We start from the raw sequence: 23941 nt of genomic DNA, 5'->3' as shown, positions 1-23941 counted from the left end.
CGCCGATGACCGCCCCCGCCACCACCGACAGCGAGTACGACGACACCCCGGCCGTCCCGGACGAGGACGGCCGGGCCCCGGCGTCGCGCTACGGCGTGCTGGCGCTCGCCGTCATGGTGGTGGTGGGGCTCCTCCTCGGGTACGCCGGCGGCCTGCTCACCCCGCGACTCACCCGGCCGGGTGACGCGTCGGTCGAGGCGGGCTTCGCCCGGGACATGACGACCCACCACGCGCAGGCGGTGGAGATGAGCCTGATCGCGTACCGGTCGGCGACCCTCCCCGAGGTGCGGCAGATCGCTGTCGACATCGCCACCGGTCAGCAGGGCGAGATCGGCGCCATGCAGACCTGGCTGCGCGAATGGGGTCTGAGCCCGACCGGGTCGCAGCCGCCGATGTCGTGGATGTCCGACGGGGCCCGCCTCAACAAGGACGGGCTGATGCCGGGGATGGCCACGCCGCAGCAGATGACCGCCCTGCGCGACGCGCGGGGCATCGAGGTCGACAGGCAGTTCCTGACCCTGATGTACGACCACCACCTCGGCGGCATCCACATGATCGACGCGGCGCTCGACGAGACCGACAACGCCGAGGTGGTGCGGGTGGCGAAGACCATGAAGGCCACCCAGCAGACCGAGCTGAACAACCTCCGGCAACTCCAGGCACAGGCGGCCAAGGGCTAGCTAGCCCACTCGCGACGGCCGTACCGGGCCCGCGCCACCGCCGCTCATCGGCGCGGGCGCGGGCCCGCCCCATACCCACCCCAGCCCCAGTCGGCGCAGCACCCGACGCCCAGCGCCCAGCGGCCCGGCGCCCAGCGGCCCGGCGCCCGGCGCATGATCGACTCCGGTTTCAGGAAACCGGGCTGTCCGCGCGACCGGGACGCCCCGACTTACAGAAACCCGAGTCGATCAAGTTGCGCACGTGGGGAATTGTGGACTGAATGTCACTTGTGTCCGGTGTGGGGTATTTGACCGGGACAGGCGATTACGTTGCTTAGAGAGTTTTCTCCGCACATATCGTGACCAGTTGCGATTCGTGCTCGTTGCCCAAGACGTGGGGGTTGCACTCAGAGACGCACGGCGTTCGGTCACCAGCTGGTGCCGACGCCACACCATCGGTGGTGACGGGGCGGTGGCAGCCGTCCGTCGCGGACAGCGGCAGGGCGAGCCGGGAATGCTCAGCCGCGAACAGGAACTCGAACTGATCGACACACTGCGGGGCGTCCACCCCGACGACTTCGGCCTGGACGAAGAGCTGTGGACCAGGCAGAGCCTCACCACGCTCATCACGCGCCGATTCGATCTGCCGTTGGACGTGGGTGCGGTCGGGGCGTACCTGCGGGCCTGGGGGTTGGGTCCGCGCGAGCCGCGCGAGCGCGCCTGCGGGCTCTGCGTCAGCGCGGTCGAGCGTTGGGTACGCAGTGAGTACCCGGCGATCACCCGGGCCGCCCAGGAGCACCTCGCGGAGGTCTACTGGATCGGTCGGGTGCGGCTGCGCGGCACCATGCCGGCAGCCGACGTGATCTCCGCGATCTCGTCCCGCGGCCGGGTGCGCTTCATGATCACCACGCCGACGGTGGACCCGCCGCTCCCCCGCGACTTCGTGCTGCGGCTCAGCGGCGCGGAGCAGCGCACCGTGCACCTGATCGTGGACGGCTCCTGGCCGCGCAACGAGTGGCCACGCCGGCTGCCGCGGCGAGTCGTCCTGCACCCGCTGCCCAGTTGTGGGCGGGCGGTCGCGGCCTGAGCGCAGGGGTGAGCCGGTCGCCGACACGATCGGCTCACCCGATACCGATTCGGCGTACGCAGGGGAGGTTTGCTAGTCTTCTCCAGTCGCTGAGCCCCCGTAGCTCAGGGGATAGAGCACCGCCCTCCGGAGGCGGGGGCGCAGGTTCGAATCCTGCCGGGGGCACACTTGCCAAGAAATCAGGCCGGGCGCAGGAGCATGTTGGCTCCCCGCGCCCGGTTTTCGCATTCCCGCTGGTCGTAGCCGCCCAACGGGGGTCATCCTGCCGCGGCGGCGAAACGGCGGGCGAGACCCGCGAAGGCGGCCCTGAGCTCCGCGGGCCCGACAACCTCGATGTCGGCGTCGAACCTGCCGAGGGCGGCTGCGAGACCGGTCCAGGACCAGGAGCCCTGCACGAGTCGGCACCGGTCGGGGCCAAGTTCTTCGACGAGCCCGTCGTTCGTGTACGTGGCGGCCACGGCGGCGGGAAGGTCGAGGATGACCTCACCGAGGCAGGGCCACGCCGACGCGTCGGTGGACCCTCGGAATCGGGCGGCCACGAAAGTGGCCACGTCTGTCGCGGGGAGCCGTCGGGGGGCGAAGCGCGGTCCGGTTGGGGTACGCGGGCTGACGCGGTCGACCCGGAACGTGCGCCAGTCGCCACGGTCGAGGTCCCAGCCGACGAGGTACCAGCGTCCCTTCCAGGTGACGAGGTGGTGGGGCTCCACGCGGCGGGGTGGCGCGTGGCGGTCGGACGTCGTCGAGGCGTAGTCGAAGCGCAGGACATCGTGGGCGTGCACGGCCGTCCCGATGGCCGTCAGCACACTGCTGTCGACCGGCGGGTCCGGGCGGGTGGTGGGTTGTTCGACGGCGGTGACCCGCAGGGTGTCGATGCGGTGCCGCAACCGACTGGGCATGACCTGCCGCATGGTGTGCAGCGCTCGCGCGGCGCCCTCCTGGATGCCCGCTCCGGAGAGGGGGGCCAGTTGGAGCGCGACGGCGATGGCGACCGCCTGCTCGTCGTCGAACAGCAGCGGTGGCAACTGAGCACCGGCGTCCAGCCGGTACCCGCCGTCCGGGCCCTTGACGGCCCGGACCGGGTAGCCGAGTTCGCGCAACCTGTCGACATCGCGCCGCACGGTGCGGGGGCTGACGTCCAGCCTTTCGGCAAGCAGGCCGCCCGGCCAGTCGCGGCGCGCCTGGAGCAGCGAGAGCAACGCCAGCAGTCGCGCCGAGGTCTTGGGCATGCCTCCGATCTTCGCAAAGGTAGCGGACACAACCTGACCGCTACCGCTGTCATCGTTCCCTCGTCCCCGGGCAGCAGCCACGGGGTGAGGACACGTACCAGGAGGGGCAACCATGAGCATCGACACCGTCGCGCACGTCAACCTGCGGGGCAACGCCCGTGCCGCTCTCGAGTTCTACCGGTCGGTGTTCGGCGGTGACCTCGTCGCGGTGACCTATGCCGAGGCTCAGAACGTGCAGCACCCGGACGAGGCCGACCAGGTCATGTGGGGTCAGGTCACGTCCGCCGAGGGCTTCCAGATCATGGCGTACGACGTGCCGTCCGGGCGACCGTGGAGCCCGGGCGAGAGCCCGTTCTTCGTCTCGGTCCGCGGTAGGGACGCCGACGAGATCACCGGCTACTGGAAGAAGCTCAGCGAGGGCGCGACAATCGTGGTCGACCTCGCACCTGCCGGCTGGGCGCCCCTCTACGGCATGCTCACCGATCCGTTCGGCATCACCTGGGTGCTCGACGTCGCGGTCGCCAACAGTCCCGCCTGACCACCCCACTGGCGTCGACGATCGCACAAGATCAAGAATGTCGGCATGCTGTTTCTCGTGTTGCTCCTCGCCGCGCTGGGTGGGGCCGTCCTCGCGACGACCCTCACCGTTCGCGGGCTCCGCACGGTGTTCCGGAGCAGCGAACGGTCGGGTTGGCTGCGGGCGGCGGCCCTTCTCGCCGGCGCGGGCGCCGTCGCCGTGTACGCCTGGGGTCTGCTCCACCTCGGCTACGCGGTGCTGCGGGCGGAGGACGGTGGCGCCGGCTCCTTCCCGATCGAACCCTGTCGGGAGGCCGGGCCGCAGCGGGCGAGCCAGGTCAACGGGTACGACGTCCGCCTCCTGCCGCTGCGCTTCGAGTGCCGCCTCAGCGGTGGCAGCACCTACGTCACCTCGTCAGTGCCCGGGTACGTCAACCCGAGCACCGCAGCCCTCGGTCTGATCACCGCCACCTGCGGAGTCCTCGCCACCACGACGGCACGGCACGCCCGACCGCCGGTGGCGTGAACGTCGGCCGTCAACTGCCCACGTACGTCGCCAGGTGCTCGCCGGTGAGGGTGGAACGGGCGGCGACGAGGTCGGCGGGGGTGCCCTCGAAGACGACCCGACCACCGTCGTGGCCGGCACCGGGACCGAGGTCGATGATCCAGTCGGCGTGCGCCATGACCGCCTGGTGGTGCTCGATGACGATCACCGACTTGCCGGCGTCGACGAGGCGGTCCAGCAGGCCGAGCAGTTGCTCGACGTCGGCCAGGTGCAGGCCGGTGGTCGGTTCGTCGAGGACGTAGACGCCGCCCTTCTCGGCCATGTGGGTGGCCAGCTTGAGCCGCTGCCGCTCGCCGCCGGAGAGGGTGGTGAGCGGTTGGCCCAGGCTGAGGTAGCCGAGCCCGACGTCGGCGAGCCGGTCGAGGATGGCGTGCGCGGCCGGCGTACGTGCCTCGCCGGCGCCGAAGAACTTCTCGGCCTCGGTCACCGACATCGCGAGCACCTCGCTGATGTCGCGACCGCCGAAGCGGTATTCCAGCACCGACGCCTGGAACCGCTTGCCCTCGCAGTCCTCGCACGGTGCGGCGACGCCGGCCATCATCCCCAGGTCGGTGTAGATGACACCGGCGCCGTTGCAGCTCGGGCACGCGCCCTCGGAGTTGGCGCTGAACAGCGCCGGCTTCACCCCGTTGGCCTTCGCGAACGCCTTACGGATCGGGTCGAGCAATCCGGTGTACGTGGCCGGGTTGCTCCGCCGTGAGCCACGGATCGCGCCCTGGTCGATCGACACCACACCCGCACCGGCGGGGATCGAGGAGTGCACGAGTGAACTCTTGCCGGAGCCGGCGACACCCGTCACGACGACGAGCACCCCGAGCGGGACGTCGACGTCGACGGCCTGGAGGTTGTTGGCCGTCGCACCACGGATCTCCAGCCTGCCGGTCGGCGTACGCACCGTCTCCTTGAGGGCCGCCCGGTCGTCGAGGTGGCGGCCGGTGATGGTGCCGCTGGCGCGTAGGCCCTCCAGGGTGCCCGCGTAGCAGATCGTCCCGCCGTCCGTGCCGGCTCCGGGACCGAGATCGACGACGTGGTCGGCGATGGCGATGGCCTCCGGCTTGTGCTCCACGACCAGCACGGTGTTGCCCTTGTCGCGCAGTTGCAGCAGCAGCTCGTTCATCCGCTGGATGTCGTGCGGGTGCAGCCCGATCGTGGGCTCGTCGAAGACGTAGGTGACGTCGGTGAGCGACGAGCCGAGGTGGCGGATCATCTTGGTGCGCTGCGCCTCGCCGCCCGACAGGGTGCCCGACGGCCGGTCGAGTGACAGGTAACCCAACCCGATCTTCTCGAACGAGTCGAGGAGGTGTTGCAGCCCGGCCAGCAACGGGGTCACCGACGGCTCCCTGATCCCCCGGACCCAGGCGGCGAGATCACTGATCTGCATGGCGCAGGCGTCGGCGATGTTCTTTCCCTGGATCTTCGACGACCGGGCCTCCTGGCTGAGCCGGGTGCCGTCGCAGTCGGGGCAGGTCGTGAAGGTCACGGCCCGTTCCACGAAGGCGCGGATGTGCGGCTGCAACGCGTCGATGTCCTTGGCGAGGAAGGACTTCTGGATGGACGGGATCAGGCCCGTGTACGTCAGGTTGATCCCATCAATTTTGATCTTGGTGGGCTCCCGGTGGAGCAGGTCGTGCTGCTCCCGCTTGGTGTACTTGCCGATCGGCTTGTCCGGGTCGAAGTAGCCGCAGCCACGGAAGATCCGGCCGTACCAGCCCTCCATGCTGTAGCCCGGGATCGTGATCGCGCCCTCGTTGAGCGAGAGGCTGTCGTCGTACAGCGCCGACAGGTCGATGTCGTTGATCGACCCCATGCCCTCGCAGCGTGGGCACATCCCGCCGAGCCGGGTGAATGTCGCCTTCTCGGTCTTCGTCTTGCCAACGCCACGGTCGACGGTGATGGCACCGGTGGCCTTCACCGAGGGGACGTTGAAGGAGTACGCGTTGGGCGAGCCGATGTGCGGCTGACCGAGCCGGCTGAACAGGATGCGCAGCATCGCGTTGGCGTCGGTGGCGGTGCCGACCGTGGACCGGGAGTTGGCGCCCATCCGCTCCTGGTCCACGATGATCGCCGTGGTCAGGCCGTCCAGCAGGTCGACCTCGGGCCGGGCCAGCGTCGGCATGAAGCCCTGCAGGAACGCGCTGTAGGTCTCGTTGATCATCCGCTGCGACTCGGCGGCGATGGTGCCGAACACCAACGAGCTCTTGCCGGAGCCGGAGACACCCGTGAACACGGTCAGCCGGCGCTTCGGGATCTCGACGCTGACGTCCCTGAGGTTGTTGACGCGCGCGCCCTGCACACGGATCAGATCGTGGCTGTCCGCGACGTGCGGCGTGGACGGCGGGGTGGCCGTGCTCATCGAGTCTCCATCTGGCCGGGGTTGGACGGGTCAGCGCACTTCCTGGATGCGGATCAGATTGCCGGCGGGATCGCGGAAGGCGCAGTCGCGCACGCCGTACGGCTGCTCGGTTGGCTCCTGGACGACCTCGGCGTCACTGGCCTCCAGGTTGGCGAAGGTGGCGTCGAGGTCGGCGGTGGCCAGATTGACGCCGAAGTAGCTGCCCTTGGCCACCAGCTCCAGGATGGTCTGGCGTTCGTCGTCGGTGATGCCGGGGCTGGCGGCCGGCGGGTGCAGGACGATGGCCGTGCTCGGCTGGCCGGCCGGCCCGACGGTGATCCAGCGCATCCCCCCGTAGCCGACGTCGAGGCGGACCTCGAAACCGAGGACGTCGCGGTAGAAGGCCAGCGAGGCATCGGGGTCGAGGTGCGGAAGGAAGCTTGAGTGAATGGTGATGTCCATGGCCGTCACGCTAGTTGTGGCTCCGTGACCTGCGCTTCTCGATTCCTGATCGGTCTGGTCACCTGTTTCGCCACGCAGGACGGCATCCCCGCCGTCGCCTGCCCCGCCCGCCGCCGGTAGACGCTCGGCGGCACGCCGACCAGCTCGGTGAAGCGGGTGCTGAAGGTGCCCAACGACGAGCAGCCGACCGCGAAACAGACCTCGGTGACGCTGAGGTCGCCACGACGCAACAACGCCATCGCGCGCTCGATCCGCCGCGTCATCAAGTAGCTGTACGGAGATTCGCCGTAGGCGAGCCGGAACTCGCGGCTGAGGTGCCCGGCCGACATGTGCGCGCCCCGGGCGAGCGCCTCGACGTCGAGCGGAGACGCGTACTCCCGGTCGATCCGGTCGCGGACCCGGCGCAGCCGCGCGAGGTCGCCCAGTCGCTGGGTCGCATCGGGTTTGCTGCTCACCTGGGAAATCGTGCCACAACCCACCGACAATCAGCCGCTCGCCGGGCGCGGGCGGAGGCCGGCGAGCCCGGTCAGCCGGCCTCGCGGCGGGCGCGGGCCCGACGCTTCCCCTCGTGCATGGCCTGCACCCGGGCCACCGGGATGGTCCGGCCCTCGGCGACCAGGTCGGCCGGGAGCGGCTGCGGCGCCGGCATCAGCGCGGCCCACGGGTCGCCGTCGCCGAGCAGCGCCGGCGCGGTCCGGATGGTGAAGTCGGCCGGGGTCACCTCGGTCAGGTCGGCCCAGTCGACCGGGAAGGACACCGGCATCCCGGGGCGCAGCCGCGGGCTGTACGTGGCCACCACCGTCGCCCCGCCCGCGCGGGTGGCGTCCACGAAGACCCGGCCACCCCGGTCCTCCTTGATGTACGCCGTGGTGGCCAACGCCGGGTCGAGCCGCTCGGCGCGGACGGCCAGCGCCCGGGTGGCGGCGGCCAACTCCTCCGCCGTGGGTTCGTCGGCCACCGGGACGAACACGTGCACGCCCTTCGCCCCGCTGGTCTTGACCGCACCGGCCAGGCCGGCGTCGGCGAGTGCCTGGCGGACCAGCAGGGCCGCGGCGACGGCTGCCCGGAAGCCGTCGCCCTCCGGCGGGTCCAGGTCGAGCACCAGGTGCGTCGGGCGCTGCGGATCCGCCGCGGTGGCCAGTGTCGGGTGGTACTCCACCGCGCGCTGGTTGGCGAACCAGAGCAGGGTGCGCCGGTCGTCGCAGAGGGCGTACGAGATCTCCCGGTGCGACGCCTCCGCCCAGACCGGCACCCGGCGGACCCAGTCCGGGGTGTAGCGGGGCAGGTTCTTCTGCATGAAGGGCGGCTGGCCGGGGCGGACCCGGATCACCGACAGGGGGCGGCCCCGCACCTGCGGGAGGATCCGCCCACTGACCGCGTCGAGGTAGTCGACCAGGTCACGCTTGGTCGCGCCGTCGCGGTCGGACAGCGGCTGGTCCAGGTTGGTCAGGGCCACGCCGTCCCGGGTCTCGTCAGCCTCGCTCACCCGACCACCTTCGCGGCCCCACGGCCCTCGGTCAACCTGCCCTGCCGACCGGCCCGTTGCCGGCGGTCAACCTGCCCTGCCGACCGGCTCGGTGTCGGCGGTCAACTCACCCGGCCGGCTGGTTCGGGCGGGTCGGGTGCCGGGCAGCGTGGTCAGTGCCACCAGCAACGCGGCGACCACCAGGGCGGCGGCCACGGCGAACGCCACCCGGTAGCCACCGGCCAACGCGGCCGTCTCGGCCCAGCCGGCGGTCCGCAGGCTGTCGCTGCGGGCGGCGGCCAGGGTGGCCAGCGCGGCCAGGCCGACCGCCCCACCGACCTGCTGGGTGGTGTTGGCCAGGCCGGAGGCGAGCCCGGCGTCGGTCGCGCCGGCCATGGCCAGGGTGGTGACCGCCGGCAGGGTCAGACCGCCGGCCATCCCGAAGATCAACATCGCCGGGAGTACGTCGGCGAGGTACGCGCCGTCGGTGGGCAGCCGGGCGAGCAGCAGAAAGCCGACGGTGGCCAGGCCCAGCCCGACCAGCAGTACGGTCCGGGCGCCCCAACGGGCGATCAGCCGACCGGCCAGGCCGAGTGACACCACCGCGATCACCACCGGGGTGGGCAGGAAGGCCCAGCCGGTCGTGGCCGCGTCCAGCCCGAGCACCAGTTGCAGCTCCACGGCGAGCAGGAACTGGAAACCGAAGTACGCGGCCACCATGAGGAACTGCACGGCGTTCGCCGCCACCAGACCCGGGACGCGCAGCACCCGACCCGGCAGCAGCGGGGTCGCCGCCACTCGTTGGCGGAGCACGAACCCGCCGAGCAGCAGCGCCGCGAGGGCCGCCGCGCCGAGGGTGCGCGGGCTGGTCCAGCCGTGCTCGCCGGTCCCCACGATGCCCAGCACGGCGGCCATCAGACCGGCGGTGACGAGCAGCGCGCCGGGCAGGTCCAGGCCGGCCCGTAGGCCGATACCCCGTTCGGCGGGGAGCCGGCGGACGGCCGTGAGCAGGATGGCCGCACCGATCGGCAGGTTGACCAGGAAGATCGCCCGCCACCCGGCCGCATCGGTGAGCACCCCACCGGCGACGGTGCCGACCGACGCGCCGGCTGCTCCGGTGAAGCTGAAGACGGCGATCGCACGGGCGCGCTCGGCCGGTTCGGGATAGAGCCGGACGATCATGCCGAGGCTGACCGCCATGGCCAGCGCCCCACCGACGCCCTGGCCGAACCGGGCGGCCACCAGCAGGGCCGGCCCGGTGGCGACCGCGCAGGCCAGCGAGGCGAGGGTGAACAGCGCGACGCCGGCCAGGAAGACCCCCCGCCGGCCGAGCAGGTCGCCGAGTCGGCCGGCGAGCAGCAGCAGCCCGCCGAACGCGACCAGGTAGGCGTTGACCACCCACGCCAGGCCGGCGGCGGTGAAGCCCAGGTCGCGCTGTACGGCGGGCAGCGCCACCGCCACGACCGTGCCATCCAGGATGATCATCAGGCTGCCGGCACAGAGCACGAGCAGTGCCGGCCAGCGGGACGCAACGACGCGGTCCATGAAACCCCCTCCTTGGTGCACGGTTTGTTACCGAGGTCATCGTCTGTGACCATGAACCGGAGCGGAAGGAGGCACTGATATGTCCCAGAGGAACAGCGATGTGTCCGCGCTGGTCCAGGCCGAGGTGACGTGCACGGCCGAGAACGTGCCGTTCACCCCGGGCCAGGCTCGGGCGTGCACCGTCCGCCAGGTGCTCGACCGGGTCGGCGGCAAGTGGAGCATCGGCGTTCTGGTGGCCGCCTCACACGGGCCGGTGCGCTTCACCGAGCTGGAGCGGCACATCGAGGGAATCAGCCGCCGGATGCTCACCCTGACACTGCGCAACCTGGAACGGGACGGTCTGCTGCACCGCCGGGTCTACCCGACCGTTCCGCCGAAGGTCGAATACACCGCCACCCCGATGGCGCTGGAGCTGTACGAGTCACTTGTCGCGCTGACCGCCTGGGCCGAGCGGCACCGTCGGGCCATCGCCGAGGCGCGGACCAGGTACGACGCCGAGCACGCCGAGTAAACCAACGCCGGATGTGGGGAACGCCACCGCAGGAGTCTGACCGATCGGTCAGGATCTGACCGATCGGTCAGGCATGCTGGTTCACGGAGGTGGACCAATGATGGCCAGAGCGGTGTCCGAAACGCACGGTGAGATTCTCGCCGCGGCGGCGCGACGGTTCGCGGTCACCGGCTACCGGGGCACCTCGCTCCAGGACATCGCCGGCGAGGTCGGCTGTTCCAAGGCCACCGTGCTCTACCACTTCGCCAACAAGGAAGCCCTGCTCGCCGAGCTGATGGCTCCCGCGATCGGTGTGCTGCGAGACCTCGACGACCAGCTCACCGGCCTGACCGGGGCGCCCGCCCAGGAGGTCGCCGCGATCGGCTTCGTCGACCTCGCGGTCCGGTTCCGGCGGGAGATCGCGGTGCTGCGCGGCGAGTTCCCCGAGCTGCTGTGCCAGCCGGCCTTCGCACACATCCAGCAGATCTCGGATCGGCTGCGCGACGCGCTGGCCGGGCACTCCGACCGCCCCGGTGCCCGGATCGCCGCGCTGGTGCTGCTCGCCGGCATCTCCGAGGCGTGCGCCGAGTTCGTCGACATGCCCGACGACGAGTTGCGCCCCGCCCTGCTCACCCTCGTCCGGCGGGCCGTCGAGCCCGTCGAGTCACCCCAGCACCCAGCACCCACGACCGAGGACAAGGACTCCTGATGGCCACCCTGCTCTACCGGCTTGGCCGGGGCGCGTTGCGCCGGCGTCGACTCGTTGTCGCGCTCTGGCTCGTCGTACTCGTCATCGCCGGCCTGGCCGCGGCGACCCTGCGCGGCCCGACGGCGAGCAACTTCACGATGCCCGGCACCGAGAGCCAGCGGGCGCTCGACCTGCTCGCCGAGCAGTTCCCCGCGGCCAGCGGCGCGACCGGCACCATCACGGTCAAGGCGCCGGCCGACGGCCAACTGGCCACCCCCGAGGGCCAGGCCGTGGTGCAGGAGCTGGTCCAGGAGGCCTCGTCCCTGCCCGGCGTGGTCGGCGCGGTCAACCCGCTCCAGGTCGGCGCGGTCTCGCCCAACGGCCGGTACGCGCTGGTCCAGGTCCAGTTCGCCAGCGGCGGCGACGAGGTGAGCGACGCGCAGCGCACCGCGTACGAGGAGGTCGGCGCCGCCGCCGAGGCGAAGGGTTGGCAGGTGGCCCCGGGTGGTGAGGTGCTCGGTGGTGAGCCGGAGATCGGCTCCACCGAGGCGCTCGGCGTCCTCGTCGCCGCGATCGTCCTGATCATCACGTTCGGTTCCCTCGTCGCCGCCGGAATGACGATGCTCAACGCGCTGATCGGCGTGGGCGTCGGCATGGCCGGTCTGTTCGCGCTCAGCGGCGTCATCGAGTTGACCAGCACCGCACCGATCCTGGCGCTGATGCTCGGCCTCGCCGTCGGCATCGACTACTCGTTGTTCATCACCTCCCGGCACCGGCAGAACCTGCTCGAAGGCCTGTCCCCGGAGGAGGCGGTCGGCCGAGCGGTCGGCACCGCCGGGTCCGCGGTGGTCTTCGCGGGCGCGACGGTGGTCATCGCGCTGGCCGGACTGGCCGTGGTGAACATCCCGTTCCTCACCGTGATGGGTCTCGCCGCCGCCGGCACGGTCACCGTCGCCGTCCTCGTCGCGATCACCCTCCAGCCGGCACTGCTCGGCTTCGCCGGTCGCCGGGTGCTCCCCCGCCGACTGCGCGCCGTCGCCACCGACGGCACCGACACCAGCGCTGGCACCACCACCGACACCAGCGCTTTCGCCGACCACTCCGGCGGCACCGACCGGCCGGCCGCCGAGGACGAGTCCCGGTTCGGGTTCCGCTGGGCACGACTGGTCACCCGCTTCCGCGTACCCGTCATCCTGGTCGGTCTGCTCGGCCTGGGCCTGCTCGCGCTGCCCACGCCGGACATGCGGCTGGCCCTGCCGGGGGCCGCGACGGCCGCCGTCGGCTCACCCGCCCGGGTGGCCAACGACCTGACCGTCGAGGGTTTCGGAGCGGGCTTCACCGGCCGGCTCGCGGTGGTGGTCGCCGGTGCCACGCCGCAGGCCACCGCGACCGCCGTGCCGCAGGTCACCGCACTGCTCCAGCGCACCGAGAACGTCCTCGCGGTGGCACCGGCGCAGCTCAGCCCGGACGGTCGGACCGCGCTGCTCGGCGTGGTGCCCAAGACCGGCCCGACCGACGAGGCCACCGAAACCCTGGTGCACGACATCCGCGGCGCGGTGGGCGGGATCCGCGACGCTGACGTGCTGCTCACCGGTGCCACCGCGATCGGCATCGACGTCTCCGAGAAGCTCTCCGACGCGCTACCGGTCTACCTGCTGCTGGTGGTCGGGCTCTCGGTGCTGCTGCTGATGCTGGTGTTCCGCTCGCTGCTGGTGCCGGTCAAGGCCGCGTTGGGCTTCCTGCTCACCGTCGCCGCCACATTCGGCATCACGGTGGCGGTCTTCCAGCAGGGGCACCTCGCCGACCTGGTCGGCCTGGACACGCCGGGCCCGCTGATCAGCTTCCTGCCGATCCTGCTGATCGGCATCCTGTTCGGGCTCGCCATGGACTACGAGGTGTTCCTGGTGTCCCGCATGCGGGAGGACTTCGTCCACGGCAAGTCCGCCCGGCAGGCCACCATCAGCGGCATGGGGCACGGCGCCCGGGTGGTCACCGCCGCCGCGCTGATCATGATGTCGGTCTTCGGGGGCTTCGTCTTCCTGGAGGACCCGGTGATCAAGTCGATGGGCTTCGCGCTCGCGGTGGGCGTCGCCATCGACGCGTTCGTGGTCCGGATGACGATCGTCCCGGCGGTGATGTCACTCCTGGGTGACCGCGCCTGGTGGCTGCCGAGCTGGCTCAACCGCGCCCTACCGAACGTCGACATCGAGGGCGAAGGCCTCCGCACCCACCTGGAAGAACAAACCCCAGCCCGGGTCTAACCCCGCCGCCGCCCGGTCGATCATGGAGTTGTGGTGCCCGTCGTGCCCCGATCCGAGGCCTTCGTCCAGCACCACAACCCCATGATCGACACGATCGGGCACGGCGTCAGACGCCAGCCGGGTAGGTTTCCATCTCGCCGGAGGCGGCCGGGACCGGCAGCGGGTGCAGAGCGGTTGTCTCGTCGCACCAGATGAACGCGTCGTAGCGGTCGCCGAGCCGGGTGGGCACGTAGTTGCCCCAGGACTCGAAGGACGGGTCGTAGACGACCCCGATCGCCCGATGGTCGGCGGTGTCGGTCACCCAGCCGGGCTGGTCGTCACCGCCGAAGATCAGCACCGCCCGGTCCGGCATCAGCTCGTGCAGCCGCCGCTCGATCGACCCCGCGCGGGCCGGAGGCACCACCATCGGTTCGGGTGGCGAACCCCACCGGGGTGCGGCGATCACCGTGCCCCGGTAGCTACCGAAGCCGATCAGCGCCACCGCGTCGTCGCCGTGCCGTTCCCGGGCCAACTGACCAATGTTGACCATCCCGTCCGCGGCCATGTCGGTGGCCCGCGCGTCCCCGACGTGCGTGTTGTGCGCCCAGACGATGCCCCGGGCCTCCGGGCCGTAGCGGTCCAGCAGCCGGTCCAGGGTGTCCTGCATGTGGGTGTCGCGGATGTTCCACGAGTCCGGCCCACCGGCCACCATCGCCCGGTAGTACCGCTCCGCCCCCGCCACCACCTCCGCGTTCTGCCAGGCCGAGAAGCGGTCCGGGCCGTCGGAGAGGGCATGTTCGCGGGTCCGGGCGAGCAGCCGGACGACCTCCTCCTCACAGCGGGCGGAGACGAACCGGCTGGCCGCGCCGTACTCCTCGACCCTCTTCCCGTACGGCTCGAAGCACCGGTACGCGTCCTGCGCCGCCTCCAGCGACGTCGGGTCCTCCTCCCCCAGGTAGTCGAAGATCGCCTGCATCGACTCCCAGAGGCTGTACACGTCGAGCCCATGGAACCCGGCGCGTTGCTCCTCCGGCCGCTCCACGTTCCAGGCCCGCAACCAACTGGCGAACCTGGCCACCTCGGCGTTGGCCCACATCCAGGTCGGCCACCGCTGGAACTGGTCCAGCGCAAGCTGCGGTTGGAGTGCGCCGTCCGGCGCGGCGGTCACCGAACGGTGCACCCGGTCACAGTCCGGCCAGTCACCCTCCACCGCGACGAAGGAGAAGCCGCACTCCGCGACCAACCGACGGGTGAGCTGCTCACGCAGCCGGTAGTAGTCGTAACTGCCGTGGGTGGACTCGCCGATCATCACCACCCGGGCGTCCCGAACGCGCTCCAGCAACGGGTCGAAGTCGCTCGGCGCGCCGAGCCGCTGAACCAGCATGCCAGCGGCTACCCGACCCCCGTGGGGACAAACCGTGGGCGCGCCGCGGGCCGACACGCCGGCCGCCGGGCCGTCGTGGGTGCCGACCGAGCCGGTGTACGGCCACCGCGAGCGGGTAGCCGGCCGACATGACCGTCACCGGCGTTCAGTTGCAGGAGTACCTGGCCGGACTCGACTACCCGGTCTCCCGGGAGGACCTGATCCGCTGGGGCCAGGAGAACGGCGCCAGCACAGAAATGTTGCAGATGTTGCAGTCGCTACCGCCCGAACAGTTCAACTCCCCAGACGAGTTAAACGCCGCCCTAACCACACTCCCCTAACCCCTGCCCCCGCCCGTCGCCCCCGCCCCGTCGCCCCCGCCCCGTCGCCCCCGCCTCGTCGGCCCCGCCTCGTCGGCCCCGGTGATCATGAGGTTATTGCCCTCCGGCACGGCGTGTCGCGCCGCTAACTCCATGATCACCGGGGTCGACGGGCGGGGGTGGGGTGGGTTGGGTGGGGTGGGTCAGGGGGTGGGGGTGTTAGGGGAGCGGGACTGTGCGGGATTCGGTGCGGGCGGTTTCGGCGGCGGCCAGGATGCCGACGACCTCACGGCCGAAGCGGACGTCGCAGCGGTGGTCGCGGGTGCCGGCTCGCACCTGCTCGACGAGCTGGTCGATGGCGACGCCGAACGCGGTTGCGGCGTCGTTCTCGCCGAACGGGACGTTCTCGATGCCGTTCTCGCCGTAGAACACGAACTCCCGGGCCATCGACTCGGTCGGGGCGTCCAGGGAGAGCGAGGCGCTACTCGTGGCTCCCCCCTCGTGGGTGAGCAGCAGGTGCACCATTCCGTTCGGTCCGTCCATCGCCGCGACCTGGGTCACCCGGCCCAGCACCGGAAGGAGGATGGAGAGCGCGTGCGGGGCGATGTCCCAGAGCGCGCCGTGCTCCCGGCGCCACAACGACCCGCCGTACGGGCTGCCGTCCTGGAAGATCGAGGCGAACGCGGTGGTGCGGCCGTGCTGCCAGCCCCCGACGGCGGCGGTGGCGGCGAGGAAAGCGGTCACGTTCGGCTGGAACCGCTGGGTGAAGAAGACGACCGAGGCGACCCCGGACTCCTCGGCGGCGGCGACGACCCGGTCGGCGTCGGCCACGCTGAGCGCCAGCGGCTTGTCCAGCAGCAGGTGCCGCCCGGCGGACGCGGCCCGGACCGCGATGTCGGCCTGGACGTCCGGCGGTAGCGCGACGGCGACCGCTTCGCACTGCGCGATCAGGGCGTCGACGTCGGCGTAGGCCGGCACCCCGTACCGCTCGGCCAGCGCGGAGGCCCGCTCCGGGTTACGCCCCCACACCCCGACCAACTCCGCGTCCGGATGTGCGTGCAACGCCTTCCCGTGCGTCTCGATCGCCCAGTGACCGGTGCCGAACAAACCGAACCGCAGCACGTGTACCTCCGCTGTTTCCCCACCCCGTGGCAACGCCACGGCCGTGATCCACGCTAGTCGTCCCACCTGCCACGACGGCGGCGGGTTCGACCAATCGACGCTGCCCACCCCTGTTTCCACGGGCCCGCCCTCGGCAACGCCGTGTCCGAATGCCGCCAGACGCGGCAGGTTCGACGGGGCAGTCTCGATGGCATGGCGAGTATCGATTCAGCACTGACCAGCGGTCCCGTCGACTTCGCGCACTCGTACGACTTCGCCGAGGGCGGGCCCGTGCACCTCGCGCTGCTGCCGTTTCCGTCGGCGGCGCCCGCGCCGTTCGAGGTTGCTCGCTGGTCGGTGGCCCCGAACACTTCCAGCGACGTCGATGTCCACCGATCGCGCGAGGTGTGGATCATCGTGTCCGGCACCGGAATGTTGACCTTCGGCGACCGGACGAGCGTGCTGCGGTCCGGGGACGTCGTGGCGTTCGACAGCGGGGTGCAGCATCAGATCCGGAACGACGGACCGGAGCCGCTCCTGGCCGTCTCGGTCTACTGGTTGCCGGACAGCGACTGAGGTCCGCCCGGGGCGTTACGGACACCCCTCGGCGGCCGCCCGGCGAGGCAGGGTCATCCGATTACTACGGCGGTTAGTAGGCTGTGCCGGTGACCGAGGCAACGACCGGGCAGGCCCGGTGACCAGCGTGGGTGCCGACTCGCCGGTGGACGGAATCGTCGCGACGGTGTCGATCGTGCTGTCGCTGCTCGTCGCGGTGTGGGCGCTGGTGGCGGCGGTGCGCCAACGACCGCCGGACCGGGTGCAGTTCATCGGCCTGGCCGTACTCGAGGTGGCCTTGCTCGTGGTGGGCGTGCTGGCCCTGGTCGCGGTCGGCGGCGGGGACCGGCCCGGTGAGCCCGGCGCGTTCTTCGGCTATCTGGTCACGCTTGTGTGCCTGCCGCCGTTGGCCTGGGTGCTGGCCCGGATGGAGCCGACCCGCTGGGGTTCGGCGATCGTCTGTGCGGTCTGCCTGGTCACCCCGGTGGTGGTGGTCCGGTTGCAGCAGACCTGGGAGGTGCTCGGTGGGTGAGACCCGACCGGCCGGCCGCGCGACGAACGCCGGCCCGGGTCGGCTGCTGATCGCGGTCTACCTGCTCTTCGCCATCGCGGCGACGAGTCGGGCGGGCCTACAGCTCGCCACCAAGTTCGACGAGGCGCCGGTGGCCTACCTGTTGTCCGGGGTGGCCGCGCTCATCTACATCGTGGCGGCGGTGGGGCTGGCCCGCGCCGGACACACCGGTCGACGGGTCGCGCTGGCGTGCTGTTCCGTGGAGCTGGTCGGGGTGGTCGCGGTCGGCATCCTGAGCCTTGTCGACAAGGAGCTCTTCCCGGACGAGACGGTCTGGTCGCAGTTCGGCAGCGGGTACGGCTACATCCCGCTGGTACTGCCGGTGCTCGGCCTGATCTGGCTCTGGCGCACCCGCCGCACCGCCGCCTGACGCGACCGGCGCCCGCCGCACCACCGCCTGACACGGCGACGAGGGCACCCCTTCGCGAAGGAGCGCCCTCGTCGCGAGTACGGGTCAGTCCCGGGGGCCGCCCGCGACGTAGATGACCTGACCGGAGACGAAGCCGGCACCCTCGCTCGCCAGGAACGAGATGGTGTGGGCGACGTCCTCCGGGAACCCCGGCCGACGCACCGGGATCTCGGCCGCCGCGTGCTTCTTGAAGTCCTCGAAGTCGACCTTCATCCGGGCGGCGGTGGCCGCGGTCATGTCGGTGACGATGAACCCGGGTGCGACCGCGTTGACGGTCACCCCGAACGGCCCCAGCTCGATGGCGAGCGTCTTGGTGAAGCCCTGGAGGCCGGCCTTGGCGGCGGCGTAGTTCGCCTGGCCCCGGTTGCCCAGTGCGGAGGTGCTGGAGAGGTTGACGATCCGCCCCCACTTCCGGTCCACCATGTGCTTCTGCGCGGCCTGGCTGAACAGGAACGCGCCACGCAGGTGCACCCCCAGCACCGTGTCCCAGTCGGCGTTGGTCATCTTGAACAGCAGGTTGTCGCGGAGCACACCGGCGTTGTTGACGAGCACGGTGGGCGCGCCCAGCTCGGCGGCGACCCGGGACACCGCCGCCTCGACCTGATCGCGGTCGGACACGTCGGCCCCCACACCGAGTGCCCGGCCGCCGGCGCCGACGATGGCGTCCACCGTTTCCTTGGTGGCCGCCTCCTCGATGTCGACCACGGCGACGGCCATGCCGTCGGCGGCCAGCCGTCGGGCGGTGGCCGCGCCGATGCCGCGCGCGGCTCCGGTGACGATGGCGACGCGGGGCTCCTCCGACATGATTACCTCCCGGTAACGTGGGGTCGATCGGAGGAGCTTAACCTCAACAGGCCGGCCCCCGGCATAGGCGAATCCACCGGTATCCGTGGCCGGAGACCTTCACCGCGCCGAGCTTGCCGAGCTCGCCGTAACCACGGTCGGTGAGCACGTCGATGGGCATGTCGGCCTCCGGTTCGAGACTGCTCAGGTCCACCTCGACGTCGTCGGTGCCGAGGTTGTGCACGAAGACCATGGTCCCGGTCGGTCCGTCCGCGCGGTGCGCCAGCACTCCGGCCGGCATCGCCACGTCGATGTGGGTGGTCGAGCCCGAGCCGATCTCCGGGGCCTCCCGCAGCGTACGGATCATGCGCTCGAACCAGGCGAGCAGCGACTTCGGGTCGCCGCGCTGGGCGGTGACGTTGACGGTCTGGTAGCCGAACTCACCCTTGTCGATCACCGGTCGGACCAGCTTCTCCTCCTCCGCCGTGGAGAAGCCGGCATTTGGCTTGTACGACCACTGCATCGGGGTACGGATCGCCTCCCGACCGGGCAGCGACAGGTCCTCGCCCATCCCGATCTCCTCGCCGTAGCGCAGCACCGGCGTGCCGCGCATGGAGAACTGCAACGCGTACGCCAGCTCGATGCGTCGCCGGTCGTTGCCGAGCATCGGGGCGAGCCGGCGGCGGATGCCCCGGTCGTAGATGCGCATGGTCTCGTCCGGGCCGAACTGCGCGTACACCTGGTTGCGTTGTTCGGTGGTGAGCCGGGACAGGTCGATCTCGTCGTGGTTGCGCAGGAAGGTGGCCCACTGCCCACCGACTGGCAACTTCGGGGTGTCGTGCAGCGCGTCGATGAGCGGCTCCGGGTCCTCGCGGGCCAGGGCGAGCATGAGTCGACCATTGAGCATGAAGTCGAAGAGCATGTGGATGCGGTTGCCGGAGCCGCTGCTGTCGCCGAAGAACGTCGGCAGTTCGTCCGGTTCGACGTTCGCCTCGGCCAGCAGGACGGCGTCGCCGCGCCGCCACTGCACGTGCTGGCGCATCTCGGTGAGGAACTCGAAGTCCTTCGGGGAGTTCGGGTTACCCGGCTCGGTCAGCTCGATGATGAACGGCACCGCGTCCATCCGGAAGCCGGAGACGCCGAGCTGCAGCCAGAACGACATGATCTTCTTGACTTCGGCCCGGACCTGCGGGTTGGCGAAGTTGAGGTCCGGCTGGAACTTGTAGAACCGGTGGTAGAACCACGCCTTGGCGGTCCGGTCGTAGCTCCAGGTCTCGTCCTGCTCGCCCGGGAAGACCATGCCCTGGTGCCGGTCGTCCGGCTCGGTGTCGGACCACACGTACCAGTCGCGGTACGGCGAGTCCGGCGAGGATCGGGCGGACTGGAACCACGGGTGCTCGTCGGAGGTGTGGTTGACCACCAGGTCGATGATCACGCGGATGCCCCGGTTCTGTGCCTGGTGCAGCAGCTCGGCGAAGTCGCCGAGGGTGCCGAAGCGCGGGTCCACGTTGTAGAAGTCGGTGGCGTCGTAACCGTCGTCGCGGTTGGGCGACGGGTGGATCGGGTGCAGCCACAGGCAGGTCACCCCGAGCCGGGCCAGGTAGTCCAGCCTCCCGATCAGCCCACGGATGTCACCGACCCCGTCGCCGTCGGAGTCGGCGTACGTGTCGATGTCGAGGCAATACACGACGGCTTCGGAATACCAGCGGTCACCCATGCGGGAGAGACTTCTCCGATCGATCACCGCGGCAAACCCTTGGTTATCGTGCCTGTCATGGGAAACGACCTCGTACCGCCGAGCACACCGTTGGACTGGTCCGCGGGCAGGTGGCTGCACCCGCCGGTACGCGTCGAGGACGGCCCCGCCGGTGCGCTCGTCGTCGAGCCGGCGGCGGACAGCGACTTCTGGCGGCGGACCAGCTACGGCTTCGTGCACGACAACGGCCCGGCCCTGCTGGCACCGCTGCCGGTCGGCACCGCCATGGAGGTGAGTTTCCGGCTCGACTTCTCGGCGCAGTTCGACCAGGCCGGTGCGTTCGTCCGCGTCGACGAGCGGACCTGGACCAAGGCCGGCGTGGAGGTGAGCGACGGTGCGGCGCAGCTCGGCGCGGTGGTGACCCGGGAGTTCTCCGACTGGTCGGTGGCGCCGGTGCCGCAGTGGGAGGGCCGGGAGGTGACCGTCCGGGTCAGCCGGGCCGGCGACGCGCTGACCGTCCGCGCCCGGGCCGACGACGAGCCGTGGCGACTGGTCCGGCTCGCCCCGCTGGACCCGGCGGTCGAGGCCGTGGCGGGCCCGTTCTGCTGCGCGCCGTCGCGCGCCGGCCTGAGCGTGGTGTTCACCGGGTGGCGGCAGGGTCCGGCGGACACCGCTCTGCACCCCGAGGTGTAGCAATCGCCTTATCGGGTAAGACCTTCCGATCCCCGACAGCCGACCGGAAGGACGACCAATGGCGTACGCCCAGGCTGGCGACCCGTCCGAATTCACCGGGTTGACCGGTTGGGTGGCCTCGGTGATCGAGGCGATGGGCCCGGTCGGCGTGGCGCTGCTGGTGGCGCTGGAGAGCATCGTTCCGCCGATCCCCAGCGAGATCGTGCTGGCGCTCGCCGGTTTCCTGGCCCACGAGGGCAAGTTCAACGTCTTCCTCGTGGTGTTCGCCGCGACGGTCGGCTCGCTGGTCGGCGCGCTGGTGCTCTACTGGCTGGGCGCGGCACTCGGCGAGGAACGGCTCAAGCGCTGGTTGGACCACATTCCATTGGTGGACAGCGACGACCTGGAGAAGGCCGACAGGTGGTTCGAGCGGCACGGCCGGTGGGCGGTGCTGATCGGTCGGGTGGTGCCGGTGGTCCGCAGCCTGGTGTCCGTGCCGGCCGGGGCCAACCGGATGCCGATGGGTGAGTTCATCCTGCTCACCACCATCGGCAGCGGGGTCTGGAACGGTCTCATCGTGGGGGCCGGTTACGCGCTCGGGAGCCGTTGGCAGGACGTCGAGCGTTACAGCAACTGGTTCAACTACGCGATCGGCGCGGTCTTCGTGGTGATGGTGGTGAGTTGGGTGATCCGTAAGGTCCGCAAGCGTCGGGAGCGCGACGACCGGCGGTCGGTGACCGCCGGTCGTTGATCGGCTACCGGTCGGCCGGCGACGGCACCGCCTGCGGCCGGCGGAGCACCGCCTGTTCGGCGGCCGACCACACGCTCGTGGTCACCAGGTAGATGACCGCGGCGAGCGGCAGCACCAGCGCCACCAGCACCGTCGTGAACGGCAGCAGGGGCAGCAGTCGCCCGAGCACAGCCGCGCCCGGCCCCTCGGTGGGGGTGCCGGCCACCGTGCCGACGGCCGCGGACGCCCGCCGAGCCCGCCGCGACGACCACCAGGCCACCGCCAGCAGCACGGCCAGCAGTACGGCGAAGAGCGGGCCGGCCGCCCCGGTCACACCGTCGCTGAGATGGTGACCCAGTGACACCCCGGCGAGCCGTTCGTCGAGCAGCCCGGTGCCACCCTCGTTCGTGGTGAACAGCCGGTACAGCACCAGCAGGAACGGCGCCTGGAGCAGCAACGGCAGACAGCCGGCGATCGGGTTGGCCCCGGCACTGCGGTACAACGCGAACACCTCGCGCTGAAGCGTCGCCGGGTCCTCGGCGTACCGCCGCTGGAGGTCACGCACCTGCGGGGCGAGCGCGGCGCGGCGCCGCTCGGCGCGGACCTGCGCGACGGTGAGCGGCGAGATCAGCAGTCGGACGGCGATGGTGAACAGCACGATGGCGGCGGCGGTCGACATGCCGCCGGACAACGGTTCGAGCAGGTCGGTGAGCCAGGACAGCGCGGTGCCGGCAGCGGCGACAGCGTCGTGCAGTGGTGCGAAGGCAAGCATGGGAAACCCCTCGGTCCGATTCCGGTGGGGCCCAACCCCGGGCGGTGTCCGCTCGACAGGGGGGCCGGTGACGGCGGGATCGGCCGCGTGGCGGCGTGGCGCTACGCGGCCGAGGGGTGTCCCGGGGCACGGGGGCGTGGGCGACCGGCGGCGTCCGGGTCGATCTGCCGGGGCACCCGGCGAGCACGGGACCGGGCTCGCAACCCGGCCCAGCGCGGCCCGGTGCCCGGCACACCCGAGCGGCCGAGCACCCGCGCCGCGAGCACCACGGCGAGCAGCACCAGGGCGGTCAGCGCGGCACCGGCCAGCAGGTCGGTCGGACGGCCAGCGAGCAGGGTGAGCTGGGCGAACGCGGAAACCCACGCGACCCCGACAAACCCCAGTGGCACCGGCACGGGCCCAGCATAGGACCCACTGTCACGTCATCCTGGCGAAACCGGCGGCACGCCCCAGGCCACCGCGACGTTTCCCGGCATCGCCACGTTGGGTAACCAGCAGCGGACCGACGCGGACGGACCGCGAACGGTAGGAACGGACGGTGGTGTCGATGACCGGTCAGGTGGCGGAGGCGCCCAGCGAGATGGCTGGGGCGACCGGATTGCTCACCGTGGGTGTCGAGGAGGAGTTCCTGCTCGTCGACCCGCACACCGGGGCCGCGGTCCCGGCCGTCGACCTGGTGATGGAGCAGGTGCCGGCCGAACTTCGCGGGCAGGTGGAGCGGGAGTTCCAGACCAGTCAGATCGAGATCGGCAGCCCGCCCGGCCTGGAGTTGTCGTCGATCCGGCACTCCCTCGGCGTACTCCGTCGGGCACTCGCCGACGCCGCCGAGCGGGCCGGCGTACGCCTGCTAGCCATCGGCACCGGCCCGGTGGACGGCCCGGTGCCGCCGGTGGTGGACAAGCCCCGCTTCGACCGGATGATCGAGCGGTTCCGGCTGCTCGTTCCCGGCCCCGGCAACAACGGCATGCACGTGCACGTCGGCGTTCCGGATCCGGAGACCGGCGTGCAGGTGCTCAACCACGTACGCCCCTGGCTGCCGATGCTGCACGCGATGACCACCAACTCCCCGTTCTCCCGAGGCGAGGACACCGGCTACGCGAGCTGGCGCTCGGTGGAGTGGGAGCGCTGGCCGTCGGTGGCGCCGACGCCGTTCCTGGAGTCGCACGAGCACTACCAGCGGCTGATCAGTCAGTTGATCTCCAGTGGGGTGATGCTCGACGAGGGGATGCTCTACTGGTACGCCCGGCTGTCGGCGAAGTACCCGACCGTGGAGCTGCGGATCGGCGACGTCTGCCCGTCGGTGGACGACGCGGTGCTGGTCGCCGCGCTGGTCCGGGCCCTGGTGGCCACCGCCATGGCGGACGTCGAGGCCGGCCGCCCGGCGTTGCAGACCGATCACCACCTGCTGGTCGGCGCGCACTGGAGGGCCGCGCACGACGGCCTGGAGGGCGACGCCGTCGACGTCACCACCGGCGAGGTCCGCCCGGCCTGGGAGTTACTGGACCGGTTCGTCGAGCGGCTGCGGCCGGCGCTGGAGCAGCACGGCGACTGGGCCGAGGTCACCGACCTGCTGGGCGGGTTGCGCCGGCACGGCAGCGGGGCGGCCCGGCAGCGCGCGGTGTACGAGCGCACCGGCCGACTCACCGACGTTGTGCAGGACGTCGCGCGGCAGACCCGTGGCTGATCACCGTCGT

General features: G+C 71.2%; 26 protein-coding genes and 1 tRNA gene. 15 read left to right on the top strand and 12 right to left on the bottom strand.

The window, feature by feature from the left end; translation table 11 throughout:
* Window positions 1-5: 5 nt before the first annotated feature.
* The 3 genes from AB0B57_RS08705 (at window position 6) to AB0B57_RS08695 (ending at window position 1911) form a co-directional block, all read left to right on the top strand.
* Window positions 6-680 carry a DUF305 domain-containing protein gene (locus AB0B57_RS08705; RefSeq protein ID WP_357066835.1) on the top strand — a complete coding sequence of 225 codons (675 nt, stop codon included), beginning with the start codon at window positions 6-8 and terminating at the stop codon, window positions 678-680.
* A 373-nt stretch (window positions 681-1053) separates the two neighbouring features.
* The gene (locus AB0B57_RS08700) at window positions 1054-1746 is read left to right on the top strand and encodes a winged helix-turn-helix domain-containing protein (RefSeq protein WP_357067212.1); all 693 of its coding nucleotides are present in this window, start codon (window positions 1054-1056) and stop codon (window positions 1744-1746) included.
* Window positions 1747-1839: 93 nt separating this feature from the next.
* A tRNA-Arg gene (locus AB0B57_RS08695) sits at window positions 1840-1911 on the top strand.
* A gap of 92 nt (window positions 1912-2003) precedes the next feature.
* Here the strand turns inward: AB0B57_RS08695 and AB0B57_RS08690 are convergent.
* The gene (locus tag AB0B57_RS08690) at window positions 2004-2972 is read right to left on the bottom strand and encodes a WYL domain-containing protein (RefSeq protein ID WP_357066833.1); all 969 of its coding nucleotides are present in this window, start codon (window positions 2970-2972) and stop codon (window positions 2004-2006) included.
* Between the two features lie 112 nt (window positions 2973-3084).
* Between AB0B57_RS08690 and AB0B57_RS08685 the strand changes: the two genes are divergently transcribed.
* Entirely contained in the window at window positions 3085-3510 is a 426-nt protein-coding gene (locus AB0B57_RS08685) for a VOC family protein (protein WP_357066831.1), read from the top strand.
* Window positions 3511-3555: 45 nt separating this feature from the next.
* Window positions 3556-4014, top strand: a complete 459-nt coding sequence (locus tag AB0B57_RS08680; RefSeq protein ID WP_357066829.1) for a hypothetical protein — start codon at window positions 3556-3558, stop codon at window positions 4012-4014.
* A 10-nt stretch (window positions 4015-4024) separates the two neighbouring features.
* Here the strand turns inward: AB0B57_RS08680 and AB0B57_RS08675 are convergent, their stop codons facing one another.
* From AB0B57_RS08675 to AB0B57_RS08655, 5 genes are all read right to left on the bottom strand, one after another.
* Window positions 4025-6406, bottom strand: coding sequence for an excinuclease ABC subunit UvrA (locus AB0B57_RS08675; RefSeq protein WP_357066827.1), 2382 nt, complete (start codon window positions 6404-6406; stop codon window positions 4025-4027).
* Window positions 6407-6436: 30 nt separating this feature from the next.
* Window positions 6437-6847: a VOC family protein gene (locus AB0B57_RS08670; protein WP_357066824.1), complete on the bottom strand. Its 411-nt coding sequence runs from the start codon at window positions 6845-6847 to the stop codon at window positions 6437-6439.
* A 5-nt stretch (window positions 6848-6852) separates the two neighbouring features.
* Window positions 6853-7302, bottom strand: a complete 450-nt coding sequence (locus AB0B57_RS08665) for a helix-turn-helix transcriptional regulator (protein WP_357066822.1) — start codon at window positions 7300-7302, stop codon at window positions 6853-6855.
* Between the two features lie 71 nt (window positions 7303-7373).
* Window positions 7374-8333: an ATP-dependent DNA ligase gene (locus AB0B57_RS08660; RefSeq protein WP_357066820.1), complete on the bottom strand. Its 960-nt coding sequence runs from the start codon at window positions 8331-8333 to the stop codon at window positions 7374-7376.
* Window positions 8334-8399: 66 nt separating this feature from the next.
* Complete coding sequence (locus tag AB0B57_RS08655; RefSeq protein WP_357066818.1) at window positions 8400-9857, bottom strand: MFS transporter; 1458 nt, start codon at window positions 9855-9857, stop codon at window positions 8400-8402.
* 79 nt (window positions 9858-9936) lie between these two features.
* Here AB0B57_RS08655 and AB0B57_RS08650 point away from each other — a divergent pair, with 79 nt between their 5' ends.
* The 3 genes from AB0B57_RS08650 to AB0B57_RS08640 all read left to right on the top strand — a co-directional run bounded on the left by AB0B57_RS08650 (window position 9937) and on the right by AB0B57_RS08640 (window position 13296).
* Window positions 9937-10368, top strand: a complete 432-nt coding sequence (locus AB0B57_RS08650; RefSeq protein WP_357066816.1) for a helix-turn-helix domain-containing protein — start codon at window positions 9937-9939, stop codon at window positions 10366-10368.
* Between the two features lie 100 nt (window positions 10369-10468).
* Window positions 10469-11056, top strand: a complete 588-nt coding sequence (locus AB0B57_RS08645) for a helix-turn-helix domain-containing protein (protein WP_357067210.1) — start codon at window positions 10469-10471, stop codon at window positions 11054-11056.
* A complete protein-coding gene (locus AB0B57_RS08640; RefSeq protein ID WP_357066814.1) occupies window positions 11056-13296 on the top strand; it encodes an MMPL family transporter in 2241 nt (746 codons plus the stop codon). The genes AB0B57_RS08645 and AB0B57_RS08640 overlap by 1 nt, the downstream gene beginning before the upstream one ends.
* Before the next feature lie 106 nt (window positions 13297-13402).
* Here the strand turns inward: AB0B57_RS08640 and AB0B57_RS08635 are convergent, their stop codons facing one another.
* Entirely contained in the window at window positions 13403-14659 is a 1257-nt protein-coding gene (locus tag AB0B57_RS08635) for an erythromycin esterase family protein (RefSeq protein ID WP_357066812.1), read from the bottom strand.
* 128 nt (window positions 14660-14787) lie between these two features.
* Between AB0B57_RS08635 and AB0B57_RS08630 the strand changes: the two genes are divergently transcribed.
* Window positions 14788-14979 carry a DUF2795 domain-containing protein gene (locus AB0B57_RS08630; RefSeq protein WP_357066810.1) on the top strand — a complete coding sequence of 64 codons (192 nt, stop codon included), beginning with the start codon at window positions 14788-14790 and terminating at the stop codon, window positions 14977-14979.
* 198 nt (window positions 14980-15177) lie between these two features.
* On the opposite strand, the gene AB0B57_RS08625 is transcribed toward AB0B57_RS08630, so the two are convergent.
* Window positions 15178-16080 (bottom strand): Gfo/Idh/MocA family oxidoreductase, encoded by a 903-nt coding sequence (locus AB0B57_RS08625; RefSeq protein WP_357066808.1) that lies wholly within the window; start codon window positions 16078-16080, stop codon window positions 15178-15180.
* Between the two features lie 192 nt (window positions 16081-16272).
* Between AB0B57_RS08625 and AB0B57_RS08620 the strand changes: the two genes are divergently transcribed.
* The 3 genes from AB0B57_RS08620 to AB0B57_RS08610 all read left to right on the top strand — a co-directional run bounded on the left by AB0B57_RS08620 (window position 16273) and on the right by AB0B57_RS08610 (window position 17555).
* On the top strand, window positions 16273-16635 hold the full coding sequence (locus AB0B57_RS08620; RefSeq protein WP_357066806.1) for a cupin domain-containing protein: 363 nt from the start codon (window positions 16273-16275) through the stop codon (window positions 16633-16635).
* Window positions 16636-16753: 118 nt separating this feature from the next.
* Window positions 16754-17146: a hypothetical protein gene (locus AB0B57_RS08615; protein WP_357066804.1), complete on the top strand. Its 393-nt coding sequence runs from the start codon at window positions 16754-16756 to the stop codon at window positions 17144-17146.
* On the top strand, window positions 17139-17555 hold the full coding sequence (locus AB0B57_RS08610) for a hypothetical protein (RefSeq protein WP_357066802.1): 417 nt from the start codon (window positions 17139-17141) through the stop codon (window positions 17553-17555). Before AB0B57_RS08615 ends, AB0B57_RS08610 begins: the two co-directional genes overlap by 8 nt.
* Window positions 17556-17639: 84 nt before the next feature.
* Here AB0B57_RS08610 and fabG read toward each other — a convergent pair whose 3' ends face one another.
* Both fabG and AB0B57_RS08600 read right to left on the bottom strand, forming a co-directional pair.
* A complete protein-coding gene (fabG, locus tag AB0B57_RS08605; protein WP_357066800.1) occupies window positions 17640-18398 on the bottom strand; it encodes a 3-oxoacyl-ACP reductase FabG in 759 nt (252 codons plus the stop codon).
* Between the two features lie 43 nt (window positions 18399-18441).
* The gene (locus AB0B57_RS08600) at window positions 18442-20094 is read right to left on the bottom strand and encodes an alpha-amylase family protein (protein ID WP_357067208.1); all 1653 of its coding nucleotides are present in this window, start codon (window positions 20092-20094) and stop codon (window positions 18442-18444) included.
* A 57-nt stretch (window positions 20095-20151) separates the two neighbouring features.
* Between AB0B57_RS08600 and AB0B57_RS08595 the strand changes: the two genes are divergently transcribed.
* Complete coding sequence (locus tag AB0B57_RS08595) at window positions 20152-20766, top strand: DUF1349 domain-containing protein (protein ID WP_357066798.1); 615 nt, start codon at window positions 20152-20154, stop codon at window positions 20764-20766.
* A 58-nt stretch (window positions 20767-20824) separates the two neighbouring features.
* Window positions 20825-21496, top strand: coding sequence for a DedA family protein (locus tag AB0B57_RS08590; RefSeq protein ID WP_357066796.1), 672 nt, complete (start codon window positions 20825-20827; stop codon window positions 21494-21496).
* A 4-nt stretch (window positions 21497-21500) separates the two neighbouring features.
* Here the strand turns inward: AB0B57_RS08590 and yidC are convergent, their stop codons facing one another.
* A complete protein-coding gene (gene yidC, locus AB0B57_RS08585) occupies window positions 21501-22247 on the bottom strand; it encodes a membrane protein insertase YidC (RefSeq protein ID WP_357066794.1) in 747 nt (248 codons plus the stop codon).
* Window positions 22248-22348: 101 nt separating this feature from the next.
* Entirely contained in the window at window positions 22349-22642 is a 294-nt protein-coding gene (locus tag AB0B57_RS08580; protein WP_357066792.1) for a DUF6412 domain-containing protein, read from the bottom strand.
* A 152-nt stretch (window positions 22643-22794) separates the two neighbouring features.
* Here AB0B57_RS08580 and AB0B57_RS08575 point away from each other — a divergent pair, with 152 nt between their 5' ends.
* Complete coding sequence (locus AB0B57_RS08575) at window positions 22795-23931, top strand: glutamate--cysteine ligase (protein ID WP_357066790.1); 1137 nt, start codon at window positions 22795-22797, stop codon at window positions 23929-23931.
* Window positions 23932-23941 lie beyond the last annotated feature (10 nt).

The sequence above is a fragment of the Micromonospora sp. NPDC049101 genome (assembly GCF_040648675.1).
GTDB lineage: Bacteria > Actinomycetota > Actinomycetes > Mycobacteriales > Micromonosporaceae > Micromonospora.
This window is presented reverse-complemented; position numbering and strand designations above follow the sequence as displayed.

Coding starts and splice junctions, on each gene's coding strand:
- fabG (WP_357066800.1), bottom strand. CDS start 18,398: ATGTCGGAGGAGCCCCGCGTCGCCATCGTCACCGGAGCCGCGCGCGGC.
- AB0B57_RS08685 (WP_357066831.1), top strand. CDS start 3,085: ATGAGCATCGACACCGTCGCGCACGTCAACCTGCGGGGCAACGCCCGT.
- AB0B57_RS08675 (WP_357066827.1), bottom strand. CDS start 6,406: ATGAGCACGGCCACCCCGCCGTCCACGCCGCACGTCGCGGACAGCCAC.
- AB0B57_RS08595 (WP_357066798.1), top strand. CDS start 20,152: ATGGGAAACGACCTCGTACCGCCGAGCACACCGTTGGACTGGTCCGCG.
- AB0B57_RS08630 (WP_357066810.1), top strand. CDS start 14,788: ATGACCGTCACCGGCGTTCAGTTGCAGGAGTACCTGGCCGGACTCGAC.
- AB0B57_RS08705 (WP_357066835.1), top strand. CDS start 6: ATGACCGCCCCCGCCACCACCGACAGCGAGTACGACGACACCCCGGCC.
- AB0B57_RS08590 (WP_357066796.1), top strand. CDS start 20,825: ATGGCGTACGCCCAGGCTGGCGACCCGTCCGAATTCACCGGGTTGACC.
- AB0B57_RS08575 (WP_357066790.1), top strand. CDS start 22,795: ATGACCGGTCAGGTGGCGGAGGCGCCCAGCGAGATGGCTGGGGCGACC.
- AB0B57_RS08640 (WP_357066814.1), top strand. CDS start 11,056: ATGGCCACCCTGCTCTACCGGCTTGGCCGGGGCGCGTTGCGCCGGCGT.
- AB0B57_RS08650 (WP_357066816.1), top strand. CDS start 9,937: ATGTCCCAGAGGAACAGCGATGTGTCCGCGCTGGTCCAGGCCGAGGTG.
- AB0B57_RS08600 (WP_357067208.1), bottom strand. CDS start 20,094: ATGGGTGACCGCTGGTATTCCGAAGCCGTCGTGTATTGCCTCGACATC.
- AB0B57_RS08635 (WP_357066812.1), bottom strand. CDS start 14,659: ATGCTGGTTCAGCGGCTCGGCGCGCCGAGCGACTTCGACCCGTTGCTG.
- AB0B57_RS08645 (WP_357067210.1), top strand. CDS start 10,469: ATGGCCAGAGCGGTGTCCGAAACGCACGGTGAGATTCTCGCCGCGGCG.
- AB0B57_RS08670 (WP_357066824.1), bottom strand. CDS start 6,847: ATGGACATCACCATTCACTCAAGCTTCCTTCCGCACCTCGACCCCGAT.
- AB0B57_RS08690 (WP_357066833.1), bottom strand. CDS start 2,972: ATGCCCAAGACCTCGGCGCGACTGCTGGCGTTGCTCTCGCTGCTCCAG.
- AB0B57_RS08680 (WP_357066829.1), top strand. CDS start 3,556: ATGCTGTTTCTCGTGTTGCTCCTCGCCGCGCTGGGTGGGGCCGTCCTC.
- AB0B57_RS08620 (WP_357066806.1), top strand. CDS start 16,273: ATGGCGAGTATCGATTCAGCACTGACCAGCGGTCCCGTCGACTTCGCG.
- yidC (WP_357066794.1), bottom strand. CDS start 22,247: ATGCTTGCCTTCGCACCACTGCACGACGCTGTCGCCGCTGCCGGCACC.
- AB0B57_RS08655 (WP_357066818.1), bottom strand. CDS start 9,857: ATGGACCGCGTCGTTGCGTCCCGCTGGCCGGCACTGCTCGTGCTCTGT.